Raw genomic sequence first — 15,280 nt, forward strand, 5'->3', positions numbered from 1 at the left:
AACCTTCATAACCCATTAAAAACATGGCTGAAAAGGGGAAAATGAACGTTAAAAAGTGGGATTTTAGCGGCTAAAAGCATGTAATTGGGCATGAAAAAATACAAGCTTGCAACCAAACTAGAAAGGTAAAATGGTGCAAAATGCAGGTTCTGCACCTAAAAATAGACAAAACAAGAGACGTGAAAAGCTAAAAATAGTGGCGATTTACCTACTTTATAACCTATTTTTTCGCTAGAACGAAGTGAAAATTAAAGGGAGATTGTAAAATAAAAACAACAAACTGAATTGATGAGATTGTGAGCTTGTGAGCTGATGAGTTGATAAGTTGATAAGTTGATAAGTTGATAAGTTTATGAGTTCTTGAGTTTGCAAGTTGATAAGTTGTTGTGTTTCTAAGTCGTTGAGTTGATGTATTCGGAAGTTGTTGGTTTTTCATGAATGTATAAGCCAGTGAGTTGATTTATCCTACACTTCGTATATGAAGAAATATCTATCTTGTATTGGCATCACAAAGACAACAAACACCTATCAATTTATTGAAAGATTAAAAGTCAGGACGGTTTTAATATTAAAATTTGCACTAGAAACATTGCGCAAAGTAAAGATAGGAGGACAAACAATGCCAGATGGCAGCAAAAAGAAACCGTTGCCCGATAGGTGCAAGGCCAACTTGGCCTTAACTGCACCCCACCGAGCAACGGTAAATTAAGTGTTTACGGTCTTATCACATTACCAAAGCGACAAACGTTGGTTCTTAGGGATAAACAACTTGTCGCCTTCTTTCACACCAAAAGCCTCGTACCAGGCATCAATGTGGGGCAAAGCGCCATTTACACGCCATTTACCCAGAGCATGCGGGTCGGCTTTTGTGCGGTTACGAATTTCTTGTTCGGTGATGTTTTGTCCCCAAACAGCAGCATAAGCCAAGAAGAAACGCTGGTCGGGCGTAAAGCCGTCGATGGTCTTAAGGTGTTTTTTGGCCTCTACGTTCTTGAAAGCAAAGAAACTAACTTGCAATCCGCCGTGGTCTGCAAGGTTTTCGCCGAGCGTAAACTGTCCATTGGCGTTGAGGTCGGGAAGAACTTTGATGTTCGAGAAGAAGTCGGCATAAAGTTTAGCACGCTCTTCAAATCCTTTCGCATCAGATGCAGTCCACCAATCGTTCATATATCCGTTGGCATCGTATTGCCTACCCTGATCGTCAAAGCCGTGTGTCATCTCATGACCAATAACCACGCCGATAGCACCGTAGTTGTAAGCCTCGTCGGCCTTAGGGTCGAAGAAGGGACGTTGCAAAATACCGGCGGGGAAACAAATCTCGTTGGTTGTGGGGTTGTAGTAGGCGTTAACCGTTTGCGGGGTCATTAACCATTCATCGCGGTCAACGGGCTTACCCGCTCTTGTTAGAATGTGTCTATCGTGCGAGAACTTTCGACAAGCAAGCACATTCTCGTAATACGACTTCGTTGGGTCGATGGTTAGCTTGCTATAATCAATCCACTTGTTGGGGTAACCAATCTTAACATAGAACTTGTTTAGCTTGTTATGTGCAGCTGCCTTTGTGGTGTCGCTCATCCATGTTTGTGCATCAATGCGCTGTCCAAGCGAGATTTGCAGGTTGCGCACCAGCTGTTCCATCATCTTCTTCGACGTTTCGGGGAAGTAACGAGCAACATACATCTTACCTAATGCCTCACCCATCTGCTCTTCCACTTGGTTTGTGGCACGTTTCCACAACGGATATTCTTCCTTTCGGCCGCTCATGGTCTTGCCAAAGAAGTCGAAGTTGGCCAAACGAATTTCGTTCGTGAGGTACGAGGCTGAGCTTTGAATGATGTCCCACTCAATAAGTGCGCGCAAGTCATCGGCCGTTGCGGCTGCATAAAGCTTGTCGTAGCCCTCCATAAACCCAGGTTGCCCCACAATCATTTCCTGAATATAGGCCGATTTCACGCCCTCGGCATTAGCCATTGCTTCAAGATTTATGTTGGGATAGTTTTCCTTAAATTCCTTCAAGGTCATCTTATTGTAGTTGGCTTGTGGGTCGCGCAGTTCGGTTACGCTCTTCGACACCAACGCCAATGCCGTTTCCATGCGGAAAATAGCATCGCGACGGGCATCGGCTTGTGCCTCGTTAAAGCCATAAAGGCGGAACATGCGTGCGATGTGCTTGCGAAAAGCCTCACGAATGGCTACCGTGGCGGGGTCGTTGTTCACATAATAGTCTTTCTGACCAAGCGTTAAACCGCCCTGACCGATAGTCAAGATGTTCATCTTCACATTCTTTTCGTCGGCAGCGAAGTACGAACCGAAACCAACGCCGTAACCATAAACGGCATATTTAAGTTGAAATTGTTCAAGGTTGGCTTTGGTTTTAGCCCCTTCCACCTCTGCAATCAAGGCTGCAACAGGTGCAAGCCCTTCCTTTTCGCGGCGAGTAGAGTCCATAGCCAGCTTGTAATAGTCGGACAATTTCTGCTCCGTGCTACCCGGTTTGAACTTTTTTTTCAGCAGTTCGCCCAAGATGTTGTTAATGCGCTTGTTGTTATCTTCTTGCAATCGGTCGAAACTGCCAAAGCGCGAATAGGCTGCCGGCAACGGATTGTTCTTTTGCCAACCGCCCGTAGCAAACTGATAGAAATCGTCGGCCGCACGAACCGACTTGTCAAGGTCTGACATCACTAGCCCCGACTGCCCCTGAGCCATGCCCAATGTGGGCGAGGCCATCATCAAGAGCGCGGGAAAGAATTGTTTCATGTTCATGTTCTCTTTTTTGTTATTGGATAATAATGATTAAATATTTAGTACTAGTTATATGCTCACCTTATATTTTCTCCAAAACGGTTAAGCTCTACGACACCTGCCGCAACAGTTCTTCAAGCGTTTCGCTCAGTTCCATCCACTTTTCGTTCTCGCTGTCTAAGGCTCGTTGCACGGAGGTATATTCACTCACAAGCGTCATGTCCGAGGCGTTGTTCACGTCGCTTAGCAATTCGTTAAGTTCGGCTATGCGCTTCTCCATTGATGCAATCCGCCCCTCGCATTCCTTCACGGCTTTCTCGGCTTTGTTCACCTTTTTCATCCGCTCTTTACGCTGCGCATAGCTTTCATTGTCGGTTTTTGGGCTTTCGTCGGTCTTGATTGGAGCGGTTGCTGACGTATGCAGAAGGCTGTCGATATTAGCAGGCATGGCGTTATCGAGCTGGTTTGCGGCCGCAGAGCGTATAAAATCGTATATGCCGCCAAGGTGTTCTTTCACCCTACCCTCGCCAAACTCGTACACTTTCGATACCAAGCCGTCGAGGAACTCACGGTCGTGAGAAACAACGATGGCCGTTCCGTCGAACGCTTTGATGGCCTCTTTCAGCACATCCTTTGATTGCATGTCGAGATGATTGGTGGGTTCGTCGAGTATAAGCAAGTTAACAGGCTCTAACAGCAGCTTAATCATAGCCAACCTGCTGCGTTCGCCGCCGCTCAACACCTTCACTTTCTTGTCCGATGCCTCGCCTCCAAACATAAATGCGCCCAGTATGTCGCGTATTTTTAAGCGTATATCGCCTTTCGCCACATTATCAATCGTTTCGAAAACGGTTAGGCTTTCGTCTAACAATTGGGCTTGATTCTGTGCAAAATAGCCTATCTGCACATTATGACCAATCTTTAATTCGCCCGTATAAGGTATCTCGTTGAGGATGCACTTCACCAAAGTAGACTTTCCTTCGCCGTTTCTACCCACAAAAGCAACCTTTTCACCACGTTTAATTGTAAACGTAACATGGTCGAAAACAGTGTGTTCGCCGTAATCCTTACGCACATCGTCGCATATAACCGGATAGTCGCCACTGCGCAAACAGGGCGGAAACTTTAATCGCAAAGCCGAAGTGTCCACCTCGTCTACTTCTATCGGTACAATCTTAGCCAACTGCTTGATGCGGCTCTGCACCTGCACGGCCTTCGTAGGTTTATAGCGAAACTTCTCGATAAAGTCTTTCATGTCCGCTATTTCCTTTTGTTGGTTCTCGTAGGCGCGCAGTTGCTGTTCCCTTCTTTCAGCCCTTAGCGTAACATATTCGTCGTACTTCACACGATAATCAATCACCTTTCCACACGATATTTCTAGCGTGCGGTTGGTTACGTTGTTGATAAACGCACGGTCGTGGCTGACAAGTACCACCGACCCAGAACTCTGCGCCAAGAACTGTTCGAGCCATTGAATGCTGTCGATGTCCAAATGGTTGGTGGGTTCGTCGAGCAACAGCACGTCGGGTTTACGTAAAAGAATCTTTGCCAGCTCGATACGCATGCGCCAACCACCACTAAATTCACTCGTTGGGCGGTCTAAGTCGTTTCTGTTAAACCCCAACCCGATGAGCGTTCGCTCCAATTCGGCCTCGTAATTGTTGCCACCCAGCATCAGGTAACGTTCGTGTTCGTGGGTAAATCGCTCAACCAGAGCCATGTAATCCTCACTTTCGTAGTCGGTTCTTTCGCTCAGTTCGTTGTTCAACTGCTCAACGCGTGCCTTCAATTCCGTATTGTCGGCAAAGGCTTTTCTGGCCTCTTCTTTTACCGTTGTGTCGTCTTCAAGCACCATTACTTGTGGCAAATAGCCCACAGTTGTTCCCGAAGGAACAGACACATTGCCCGCCGTGGGCTTTTGTTTTCCGCATAATATTTTGAGCATGGTAGACTTACCTGCGCCGTTTTTGCCAACCAAAGCAATGCGATCGCGATTGTTCACCACAAAACTAACGTCCTTAAACAACGGCTTTACACTAAACTCAACCGTTAAACCTTCAACTGAAATCATTTATTTGTTATTTACTCGCACAAAGTTAATCATTTTGTTTGAAAGTATGGACGTTTGTTTTAGGATTAGCTTGGCCACAACTACATTTTTATTGTTTGCCAAATAAGATTGGTTGTTATGCTGTTTAAGCAATGATTGCTTATTTACAGCTTAACTCATTAAGTAGTAATTGAATATAATCCCTACTCCAATCGTCGGCTTTACGTTTCGTGTTATCAAACTGCAACAAGTCTATGTCTATCTTCACAATGCCTTTCTTGCGCTCTTCGGACACACTTCCCATCTGCGCCTCAATGTCTTTTAGCGCGACTATTACTTCTTCCAACGGCACACTGCAATACCCCTCGGCCAAACAGTTTATAAATGGTGGCGAAACAATGCCTATTGCGGGAGTGATAAGCGAACGCGAAAATCGCAGTTGTGGGAAAACAGCCGACAATCGCGCTTTTGCTTGTTCGATATGCAGCTCGGCCGCGACATTGCTCCCCAAGGCTAATAAGATGTAATGCGTTTGTTGGTTCATCGGATTATAACATTAGGTACACAAAGTTACAAAAAATAAGGCATCCCCTGATGAGAATAAGAAATAATAATTTGAAACTAATGCGACACTTCCACCTACAGCTCCATGTTTTCTAATGGAGAGGGCTAATCGTTTTTGCAATAGCTAATTGTTTATAAAAACGATGCAACAAGGTGAAGAATGGTTGAAATACTTATAATATGCTTGTCCGACTGTGCGAAGTTACAATAATAATCATTACTTTTGTGCTTAAAATCAGTTTTATATGAAGAAAATAGTTGTTCTGCTTACCACAATAGCACTTGTTCTCCCCGTTTCGGCACAGTTGCGGTGGAATTCGGTGTACCAAACTTACATCAGTCAATATAAGGATCTGGCCATTGAAGAGATGCTCAAACATCGCATTCCCGCCAGTATCACGTTGGCGCAAGGGCTATTGGAGAGTGGCGCAGGACAGGGCGCACTGGTAAAAAAGGGCAACAACCACTTTGGCATTAAGTGTCACGACTGGACAGGGCGTAAGACTTACCACGACGACGATGCCAAAAACGAATGTTTTAGGTCGTACAAAAGTGCGAAAGAAAGCTACGAAGACCATAGCCAGTTTTTAAAGCGCGACCGTTACAAGTCGCTTTTTGCACTCGCGCCTAACGACTATCGCGGATGGGCCAAGGGATTAAAGGCATGCGGATATGCCACAGACCCTAGTTATGCCACGAAACTGATTAATGTTATTGAGCTTTATAAGCTATACTTGTACGACTCGGCAAAAGACTACGACAAGTTCTTTGCCAAACATGCCGGCAACTATCTGCCGGGTAGCAGCAACATGCGCCTGCACCCGATATACAAATACAACGACAACTACTATCTACGCGCAAGACGAGGAGACACCTTTAAGTCGTTGGCCGAAGAACTGGAACTTTCGGCTAGGTCGCTTGCCAAAGCCAACGAACGTTCTAAGAATGACGTGCTGGCCGAAGGCGACATCATCTATCTCAAAAAGAAGCGTAAGCATGCAGAGAAACAATTCAAGGACAGGCCACACGTGGTTAAACCTGGCGAGAGCATGTACGACATCGCACAAAAGTACGGCATTCGCGTGAAGAGCCTGTACAAGATGAACGACTTGCCCGAAGATTACCAGATAAAGGTTGGTGCCGTGTTGAGGGTTTATTAAAAGCCACCCTGCGCAATGGGCAACCAAACGCCAACAGCTTACGCCCCATAGTGCGGGCGTAAGCGCATTGTTTGCCACAACTAGCGGTGACGTAGTGCACACGTTGCGCATTTGGCCCGAACCGCAAACGCCTACAAGCAGCCACACCATGCGGCAATCTGCCTACACCTAACAATTCTAGACAATTATTATCGTTTAACATCATACTATAAAATGAAGACACTACTACTATCAATTCTCGCCTTGGCGAGTACTTTGACTGCGTGGTCGCAACGATTCGACGACGAGTTTGACAACCGAACCCTGCGCATTGACTACACATTTGCCGGGAATGTAAACAAACAAGAGATTTCTGTGGCCAAGCTAAACGTCATGCCCGGATGGTACGGCAAACGGCAAAGGCTTGCAGAAATACCTGTTGAAGGCAACGGACAGATTACTGTTAGGCGGAAGAAAGACAAGCAAGTGATTTACCGCAACTCTTTCTCAACGCTGTTTCAAGAATGGCTTACCTACGACGAGGCCAAGTCGTCGTCCAAGTCTTTCGAAAATGTGTTCCTCGTTCCAATGCCCAAAGACACGGTGGAGATTACCATCGACCTGCGAAACAACCGCCGACAGGTGGTGGCTAGCCTAACGCACACGGTGGCTCCAAAGGACATCTTGATTAGAAAAATAGGCGAAACATCCGTTACTCCTTACGAAACGATCCAAAAGGCAGCCGACCCGAACCATTGCATCCACATCGCCTACATTGCAGAAGGCTACACAGATGCAGAAATGGACGTGTTCTTAAAAGATGCCAAAGCGGCAACCGAGGCCCTGTTTGCCCACGAACCATTTAAGTCTACACGCAACCGATTTAACATTGTGGCGGTGAAATCGCCCTCAAAGGAGAGCGGAACAAGCGAACCCTCTAAGGGAATATGGAAAAATACGGCGTTGCACTCGCACTTCGACACGTTTTATAGCGACCGTTACCTTACTACGCTGAACCTATTCGAACTGCACGACTGGTTGGCAGGCACACCATACGAACATATTATTGTGTTGGTGAACACCGAAAAGTATGGCGGTGGCGGTATCCTTAACTCTTATAACCTGTCTATGACCCACCACGAGAAGTTCAAGCCAGTGGTTGTACATGAGTTTGGACATAGCTTTGCAGGACTGGGCGATGAATATGCCTACGAGGCCGAAAGCATTTCAATGTACCCACGCGACATCGAACCTTGGGAAGAAAACCTCACTACATTAGTGAACTTCAAAGGGAAATGGGAAAACCTCGTTAAGAAGAATACGCCAATACCTACACCTGCAACCGAGAAGAATAAGAAAACAGTTGGCGCTTACGAAGGTGCTGGATATAGCCTAAAAGGCGTTTATCGTGGCTATCAAGATTGCAGGATGCGCACAAACGAGTTTCCTGAGTTCTGCCCTGTGTGTACGCAAGCCCTAACAAGGTTCATTGATTTCTATACCAAATAGGCCAAGAAAACAACTTTGGAACACGAAGTTGTAAGCCCCTTGTAATTACACTATAAAGCGGCTTGTACAGACACTACAAGCCGCTTATAGTGTGCGTACAAGCATGTTTGTAGCCGCGATACAAACCGTTTTCACCAAGACATTGAAGTTGTCTTGACTTTTAATGGTTCCATAAAAGTTGGGTGGAGTTTATTTTCTTTGTGTGGTAAAACCGAGATAAACATTCTGCTCATGCACAAAGTGCAGGACGGGGATACGATAAAAACCTGAGATACGGCCCCATTTGTCTGTGGCAAAACGTGGCTATGTTTCAGAAGGCGACTTGGCGGAAGTATGTTCCATACGTTCTCCACAAGTTGAAAACGGCTTGCCGATAACAGATTACTTCTGCTTTTCCATGATGTAGTCTTGGTTGGTCGTGAGTAACATCCCCCACAACCGCTCGCGCTGGTTGTTGTAAACGAACGTCCTTTCGGTGTCGCTGCCCACTTGCGCGTGCATGCAATATAATTATTTTGTCAGGTTTTCAGTAGAAAATTTAACATTATGAGTGCCTTTTTATCCACCAATCGCTCACTTGGCCGCAAAAAATCGATTCTCGCGAAGGTTTGTTTTGATGCAAAAAGGGGGTAGCATGTGAATGCAGCGAAATGAATATTTATTTAAAGATGTCGCCATTTGCACCACCTTTTGGGCTATTTATAGCAAAATATAGTGCAATATGGTGCAAAACGCAGTGCATTTTGGTGCTAAATGCAGTGCGTTTTGGTGCTAAATACAATGCGTTTTGGTGCTAAACACAATGCGCTTTGGTGCAAAACGCAAGGTAAAATGGTGCAAAACGCAGTGCAAAATACAGCTAAACGCAAGGTAAAAAGCATAAATATCCACTGTAATTGTATAAACAAAACCTTTAAGAACCATGAAAAACTGGGCCCAAAAAGGCAAAATGGTCGTTAAAAAGTGGGGTTTTGGAGTCTAAAAGTGGTCTTGGGAGCTGTTAAAATCATGGGTTGTCAACCAAACTAGAAAGGCTAAATGGTACAAAATGCAGGTATTTTTCTTAAAATTGAACATGTTGTAAGGAGTGAAAGGCTAGAAATAGGGGCGATTTACCTACTTTATGGCCTATATTTTCGCTAGAACGGAGCGAAAATTAGAGCGACATTGTAAAATAAAAGATAATGATTTAAGATTTTTGAGCTGATGAGTTTGTGGGTTTTCCAATTTGTAAGTTGATGTGTTCGGGAATTATTGGTCTTTCGTGAGTTTAAAAGCCGCGGTGGTCTGATTTGTCCTGCACTTCGTGTATGAGAAGGATGTTTATCATGTGTTGGCATCACAGAGAGAACAAACGCCTCTTAATGTATAGAAACATTAAAAGTCAAGACGACTTCATTGACAACAAAACGGCGGTGTACAACCAGCATTTCAAAAACCATTCTGTTCGCCTTCAAATTAGGACTATCGGTCTACTTATATCAACGTGAGTGAAAACAAAAGAAAAAGCCCCACTGCCGACCAAAGAATGTGGCCATGCAGTGGGGCTTTCGTGTATGGTTAAAGGCAAATCAGTGGTTAAGACTTGGCTTGTAGCGACACAGCTTTCACAACGCACCTTGTGCCTTTAATACCCAATATTTAGCCTCTTACTTTTTCTTTTCTTCGGGTACAAGATACCAGTCGCCCGTTTCCTTTACCAGTTTGCGAGCAAAAGCCTCAGGATAGCCAGGGCGTTGAACCTTTGCACCAAGACCTTCCTTGTTGCGTTTGAAACTGCGTCCTTCGGTGGGTTTAACAGCCATGTCGTTATACTTTACGATAAGGAAGGTGGCCAATTCTTTCCAGTTCTTCAACATAGATTGTGCCTGCTCGTTGCTATAATCGTTCAGATACTTAACGGCTTTCGCCACGTCTGTGTTGTAAAGTTCGGCTGCACGCTTTTCTACTTGTGGCTGTTGAGCCAAATAACTGTTTTCAAGACTGTCGCGCATGGCTTTAAGCGGTGGGAAAAGAAGGCTGTAACGTGGGTAAACCATATTGCTAACCCAGTTGCAAACCCAATACGCATTCTTGTCCGAGAAGTTCAAAGCATCGGCACCAGGCGTATTATAGCATTCGGGTTGAACGGTATTTCCGCAGTAGATGGGCGTATAGGGAACCATGTTTCCATCGTCGTTGCCAAACCAAAGGATGCCACCAATCTGCCTGGGCAACCAAGAACGCAGTTGAGCAATAAAGCTGAAAGCGGTTTGTTGGGTAGATACAGGACGTTCGTTGAAGTATTTTTTACCGTCTACCGTATAATAAAGCGGTGTGGGACGATAAGGCATTTGCCATATACCACCACCAACATTGGAGCTGTCCAATGCCAAAGGCGTGCCCTCGTAATGGTCGCGCATGGCAGCAGCAACGTCTTCGAAACTTACTTTCTTGTTGGGAATTATCCACAAAGGCATGTCTTCGGCATTGGGGTCCTTGCCAAGAACCCAAGGCAAATAGCGGTCGAAGTTGTCGGCAAAGCGGTTAAAGAAACTGTAAACACGTGCATCACAGAACCTTCTTCCTCCGAAAGTGGGTTCGCCATAGACATCGCGCCAAGAGAAATCCTTATCCTTACCCGTGTACCAACCCTTTGAACGTGCAAAGCTGATAACGTCTTTCGAGTACATTACGTCGCCTTTGGGGTATTGCATAAACTTTGTTATGCGACTTTGGTTGGCATGAGCGCAAATGGCGTTGTCGGGAATGCGCACCGCAACCCACACTGCACCTTTACTTCCTGCGCCCTTTCCCATCATCTCCATAATCCAAGCCTCGTTGGGATCGCAGATGGTGAAAGTTTCGCCACCAGAGTAATAGCCATAGGTGTTTACCAAAGTGGTCATCACGTTGATAGCCTCGCGTGCCGTTTTGCTACGCTGCAAGGCGATGTATATAAGCGAGCCATAGTCTATCAAGCCCGTTGAGTCGGTCATTTCTTCCCGTCCTCCGTATGTGGTTTCACCAATGCAGACTTGGTGTTCGTTGATGTTTCCGATAACGTTATAGGTAATAGGTGCCTCTGGAATTTCGCCCAGATACTTGTGGCTGTCCCAATCGAACACCTTACGCATTTCTCCTTTGGCGTGCTTTCCTGCGGGGAAATGACACAATCCGATGAACATACCGTAGTCGTCAGCATTATATGTGCAGAAGACCGACCCGTCTTTGCTTGCCTTTTTACCCACAATGAAGTTGGTGCAAGCATAGCTGCCCAGCCCAACTAGGGAGAAGGCGGCAATTAGCAATAGCTTCTTCATAACTGTATAATTAGTTTGATTAATAAAGAATATCTGTTTCAAAACGTCTTTTGTTGCCTTGATTGTCGGTGGCGAAGAACGTCAAACGGCGTTGTTTACCCGTGCGTTTGATGGGTGTTTCGGCCAGTTTGCACGCCACCCACGGACTTAACGGCACGTCTTCGAACAATACGAACCGCCCATCTATGTAGCCTTGGTATGTGTCTACGCCGCTTTTCGCATCGGTAAGCCCTAGCTTGATGGTTTTCGTGGCGTTCCAATTGCCTTGTCCCACAGGTGAAACAATGGGCGGTTCGTCGTCGTAGTCGATGGAATATTGGAGGTGCAGGTCGCGCATGTTGGCCGTAACCCAGCCTTTTTCGTATGTTCCACCCAGATAACGCGTACCAAAACCGCGCCCGCTGATGTATAGTTTAGAAGTGTCTTTTACCCGTTTCGTCAGTTTCAAGCTTATCCGTGCAGGACGGAAAAGCCGTTCGGCGTTGTTGGTGAACGTGCAAGCGTTGGACAGAGCGTCGTCTTTACGACTGATATCCGGTGTCAAGGTAATGGCGTTGGCCACCGAATTGGGTCTTATCAACAACTGCACCCCGTCTGTCTGCAAGGCGTATGGCCTGTTCCAATACACACTTCGTAGCGTACTTGCTTGCCGTTGGGGAGCGAAAGCGCGTTTTTGTCCTGTCACGGTGAACGTATATCGGCTTGTGTTGCCTTTAAAGTCGGTCAGCACATACTCCAAATGGTAATCCCTTTCTTGGTTAAAGTTCACTATTCCCTTGTTTTTGTCGGCAGATAACATTTGCAATCCCATGCCCGGATAGAGAAACGAGTGCATGTACCACACATTATATCGCAAGAAATGTTCATGGTCGCCCCATGCGTTTACCTGAACAGTCTTTTCGTAAGGAATGCGATTGACGTTACTTTTGAAAACGCTTTTGCCGTCAACCAACAGCTCGGTCTTCTTAACACCATATCTATTATAGGTTATTTCCATGTAGTCGTTGGCCCATATACCAAAGCCCACCTTGCCCCAAGCGGTGAACTTATTGGGCAAATTGTGTGAGGAGAATGAATGCGAGGACTTGCCTGGGTTGTTGTTAAATACCCCTTCGCCACTTACGGGATAGGCCATAAAGCCGTGCGCCATAGGTGCCAGGGCGTCTTTAACATGTTGTCCGATGAAGTCGAGAGGGTCGAGCATGTCGCCCGAACGTGTTTCATGCAATTCAAGATGCAGGTGCGGTGCCTCCGATGCGCCCGAATTTCCGCTAATGGCAATGAGTTGTCCCTTTGCAACAGGTAGGTCGGTGGGTTTAAACCAGATGTCGCCCGTAGACTGTTTGTTGACATACTGCCACTTTCTAACCATAGCTTTGATAGCAGGGGTAAAGGTTTTCAGGTGGCAATATACGCTGGTATAGCCTTCGGGATGGTGTACATATACGGCATTTCCAAAGCCATCGTAGCCCACAGAGACGTGCGACACGTAGCCATCGCCAATGGAAAAGATGGCCTTTCCCTCCACTCCATCGGTCTTTACGTCCACTCCACCATGAAAATGGTTGGGGCGAGGCTCGCCAAAGTTACCAGCCAAAGAGATGGGATAGTTTACAGGAGAGCCAAAAAGCACATTGGCCGCCAGCATTATAGATAGTAAGATGTTCGTCATGCCATGTTTATTACTTGTCAATTAAAAGGTAGAAAGGCAATGTTTAAGTTAAGGGGCCGTGTATGTGAAAGCCAAATACGGCTGAAACACCGGCTATTGGCTTGCACTTATTCTAGTAACACGCCCTTGTGAAATGCCCGAAGTTCCCCGTTATCATGCTCTTTCAGAACAATTTCGCCACCAAGCCAAATGGTATTGGCCTGTTCGCCGTCGAGAGGTGAATAGCTTTGCACTGCGCCTTTGGCTATGTTCACCACCCCATTCCTCAGTATCACGTCGCCGTGAACTATCGTGTTGGCAGCGTAGAGCTTTCGTTCATCCATTGCTTCGGGTCGTCTATGGTCACAGCCGAGTCTATCTTGTTGGGCTCGGGCTGATTACTTGGCTGTTCGGGAGCGTTTGCACGCATTTTTATTAGCCTAATATTGTAGATGGGCAGCAGTCGAAGTGTGGTTTGCATGCCCCCAAAAGCTTTCTCGTTGTTCAGCAAAAAGTATCCGTTTATTCGCTTGATACCCTGCCGTTCGTCGTCGTTCAGCTGCAAGGTGAAGTGCGAGGGCGATGAGATATGGATGGTCTGTGCCACGACACTGTCGTTGGCAAGGGTCATAGCCATAACCGCCACGGCATCGCGAACACCTTCTTGGAAGATAAATTGAACATCGAACTCCAACAAATAGCGGTCGCCCTTATGGAAACTCGTATCGGCTTTTATGGCGAACGAGTACATATTATAAGGTATCTGACTTGTCAACACCACAGAACGGTCGCCATTCCATACGTTGGCCGTATCGCCCTTAGACGAAAGGCGGTCGTAATTGGCGGCGGCTCCGCCTAAGGCCATTTCTTCTGATTCAAGTCTTTTAGAAAGTCGTTGGTATATATCGTGGAGCATGTTGGTGTTTTGCATGTAGTAAACCATCGACGAATCGAACTTCGCTTGGTCTACGCCATGTTTCTTTAATGCGGCCAAACGATAGGCGTATTCGTCCTTTCCGTCGCCCATGCTGTTACGCGCCATTGCCCCTGCAAGATGGTAATCGTAGAGAATGTCTTCCATCTCGCCGGGCTGGATGTACTGGCTAGGCACGCCTGGCTTACAACCTTGGGCCGTAAGCAAGAGCAAAGCGAACATGAATACGCCAATAATCCTTTTCACCACATTCACCATGTTATTCTTCGTTAACGTTCTTCTTTCTCGAAAAGCTAAACGAAATGGTTTCCCATTCCTTTCTACAAAACAAGAAAAGACACACAACACCAACGCTGATGCTAGCATCGGCGAAGTTGAACACGGGACTGAAGAACACAAATTGCTCTCCGCCTTTGAACGGGAACCAATCGGGATAGGTGGTTACGATGAGTGGGAAGTAGAACATGTCTACCACCTTACCCGTTAAGAAGTCGGCATAGCCACTGCCAAAGGGAACAAACGAGGCCACCGTAAAGGGTGTGGAGGCATTGAATATCAGCCCATAGAACATGGAATCGACCATGTTTCCCATCGCGCCGGCTAGTATCATGGAAAGGAAAACGACATATCGCGTACGCATGCCTTTTTTTACCACCTTCCAAATGTAGCGGGCGATAACGACAATAGCCACCAATCGCAGAATGCTAAGAACCAACTTGTTGATGAAAGTCATGCCGTAGGCCATGCCATTGTTCTCCACGAAGTCGATGTAAAACCAATCCGTAACGTGAATGGCCTCACCTAACGACATGCTTGTCTTCACCTCAATCTTGATAACCTGGTCGATGATGAGGATTACAATCACCAATAATATGGCCAAGCGGCCATCTGTCAATAACTCTTTTCCTTTTGCCATGAATGGTTTTTCTGTTGTTCAGCACAATGCCTTGCGCCCCACAAACTTGTTGCAGGGGCAAGACATCTGTTGTGTTAAGGCGCGTATTTTAACGTTTGCGCGCGTTCTTCGACTCCACGCTTAGCGTGGCATGAGGAACGGCCATAAGTCTTTGCTTGGGTATAAGCTCGCCTGTTATGCGGTCGATGCCATAGGTTTTGTTGGCAATTCGCACAAGGGCTGCTTCTAGCCCAGTAATGAACTTCTGTTGCCGATTGGCCAATTGAATCAGCTCTTCCTTACTTTGCGTTGCACTTCCTTCCTCCAAAACCTTGTAGGTTGGTGAAGTATCGTCTACATCATTGCCGTCAGCGTTCATCAAGGTACGCATCATGGCCTCGTAATCTCGGCGTGCAAGCCTTAGTTTCTCGTTGATAATAACGCGGAACTCTTCTAGTTCCTCGTCATTGTAACGTGTTTTGTTAGCCATAAGT

General features: G+C 46.3%; 12 protein-coding genes. 3 read left to right on the forward strand and 9 right to left on the reverse strand.

Features of this window, described 5'->3' with window-relative positions:
* Positions 1-478: 478 nt before the first annotated feature.
* The gene (locus HMPREF0670_RS16205; protein WP_157579538.1) at positions 479-709 is read left to right on the forward strand and encodes a hypothetical protein; all 231 of its coding nucleotides are present in this window, start codon (positions 479-481) and stop codon (positions 707-709) included.
* A 20-nt stretch (positions 710-729) separates the two neighbouring features.
* Here HMPREF0670_RS16205 and HMPREF0670_RS04020 read toward each other — a convergent pair whose 3' ends face one another.
* The 3 genes from HMPREF0670_RS04020 to HMPREF0670_RS04030 all read right to left on the reverse strand — a co-directional run bounded on the left by HMPREF0670_RS04020 (position 730) and on the right by HMPREF0670_RS04030 (position 5,336).
* Positions 730-2,763 (reverse strand): M13 family metallopeptidase, encoded by a 2,034-nt coding sequence (locus tag HMPREF0670_RS04020; protein ID WP_009229892.1) that lies wholly within the window; start codon positions 2,761-2,763, stop codon positions 730-732.
* 88 nt (positions 2,764-2,851) lie between these two features.
* Entirely contained in the window at positions 2,852-4,813 is a 1,962-nt protein-coding gene (locus tag HMPREF0670_RS04025; RefSeq protein ID WP_009229893.1) for an ABC-F family ATP-binding cassette domain-containing protein, read from the reverse strand.
* Positions 4,814-4,952: 139 nt separating this feature from the next.
* Positions 4,953-5,336, reverse strand: coding sequence for a 2-amino-4-hydroxy-6-hydroxymethyldihydropteridine diphosphokinase (locus HMPREF0670_RS04030; RefSeq protein WP_009229894.1), 384 nt, complete (start codon positions 5,334-5,336; stop codon positions 4,953-4,955).
* A 265-nt stretch (positions 5,337-5,601) separates the two neighbouring features.
* Between HMPREF0670_RS04030 and HMPREF0670_RS04035 the strand changes: the two genes are divergently transcribed.
* Together HMPREF0670_RS04035 and HMPREF0670_RS04040 are read left to right on the forward strand one after the other, a co-directional pair.
* Positions 5,602-6,516, forward strand: a complete 915-nt coding sequence (locus HMPREF0670_RS04035; RefSeq protein ID WP_009229895.1) for a glucosaminidase domain-containing protein — start codon at positions 5,602-5,604, stop codon at positions 6,514-6,516.
* 213 nt (positions 6,517-6,729) lie between these two features.
* Entirely contained in the window at positions 6,730-8,004 is a 1,275-nt protein-coding gene (locus HMPREF0670_RS04040; RefSeq protein ID WP_009229896.1) for a M64 family metallopeptidase, read from the forward strand.
* Positions 8,005-9,653: 1,649 nt separating this feature from the next.
* On the opposite strand, the gene HMPREF0670_RS04050 is transcribed toward HMPREF0670_RS04040, so the two are convergent.
* The 6 genes from HMPREF0670_RS04050 to HMPREF0670_RS04075 form a co-directional block, all read right to left on the reverse strand.
* Positions 9,654-11,306 (reverse strand): dipeptidase, encoded by a 1,653-nt coding sequence (locus HMPREF0670_RS04050; protein WP_009229897.1) that lies wholly within the window; start codon positions 11,304-11,306, stop codon positions 9,654-9,656.
* A gap of 19 nt (positions 11,307-11,325) precedes the next feature.
* On the reverse strand, positions 11,326-12,978 hold the full coding sequence (locus HMPREF0670_RS04055; RefSeq protein WP_044077680.1) for a M23 family metallopeptidase: 1,653 nt from the start codon (positions 12,976-12,978) through the stop codon (positions 11,326-11,328).
* A gap of 107 nt (positions 12,979-13,085) precedes the next feature.
* On the reverse strand, positions 13,086-13,301 hold the full coding sequence (locus HMPREF0670_RS04060) for a hypothetical protein (protein WP_009229899.1): 216 nt from the start codon (positions 13,299-13,301) through the stop codon (positions 13,086-13,088).
* Complete coding sequence (locus tag HMPREF0670_RS04065; RefSeq protein WP_232213853.1) at positions 13,265-14,137, reverse strand: DUF4296 domain-containing protein; 873 nt, start codon at positions 14,135-14,137, stop codon at positions 13,265-13,267. The genes HMPREF0670_RS04060 and HMPREF0670_RS04065 overlap by 37 nt, the downstream gene beginning before the upstream one ends.
* 13 nt (positions 14,138-14,150) lie before the next feature.
* Positions 14,151-14,807 (reverse strand): lipoprotein signal peptidase, encoded by a 657-nt coding sequence (locus HMPREF0670_RS04070; protein WP_009229901.1) that lies wholly within the window; start codon positions 14,805-14,807, stop codon positions 14,151-14,153.
* Between the two features lie 88 nt (positions 14,808-14,895).
* Positions 14,896-15,276: a TraR/DksA family transcriptional regulator gene (locus HMPREF0670_RS04075; RefSeq protein ID WP_009229902.1), complete on the reverse strand. Its 381-nt coding sequence runs from the start codon at positions 15,274-15,276 to the stop codon at positions 14,896-14,898.
* Positions 15,277-15,280: the final 4 nt, after the last annotated feature.

It is taken from the genome of Prevotella sp. oral taxon 317 str. F0108 (assembly GCF_000162415.1).
Lineage (GTDB): Bacteria > Bacteroidota > Bacteroidia > Bacteroidales > Bacteroidaceae > Prevotella > Prevotella conceptionensis.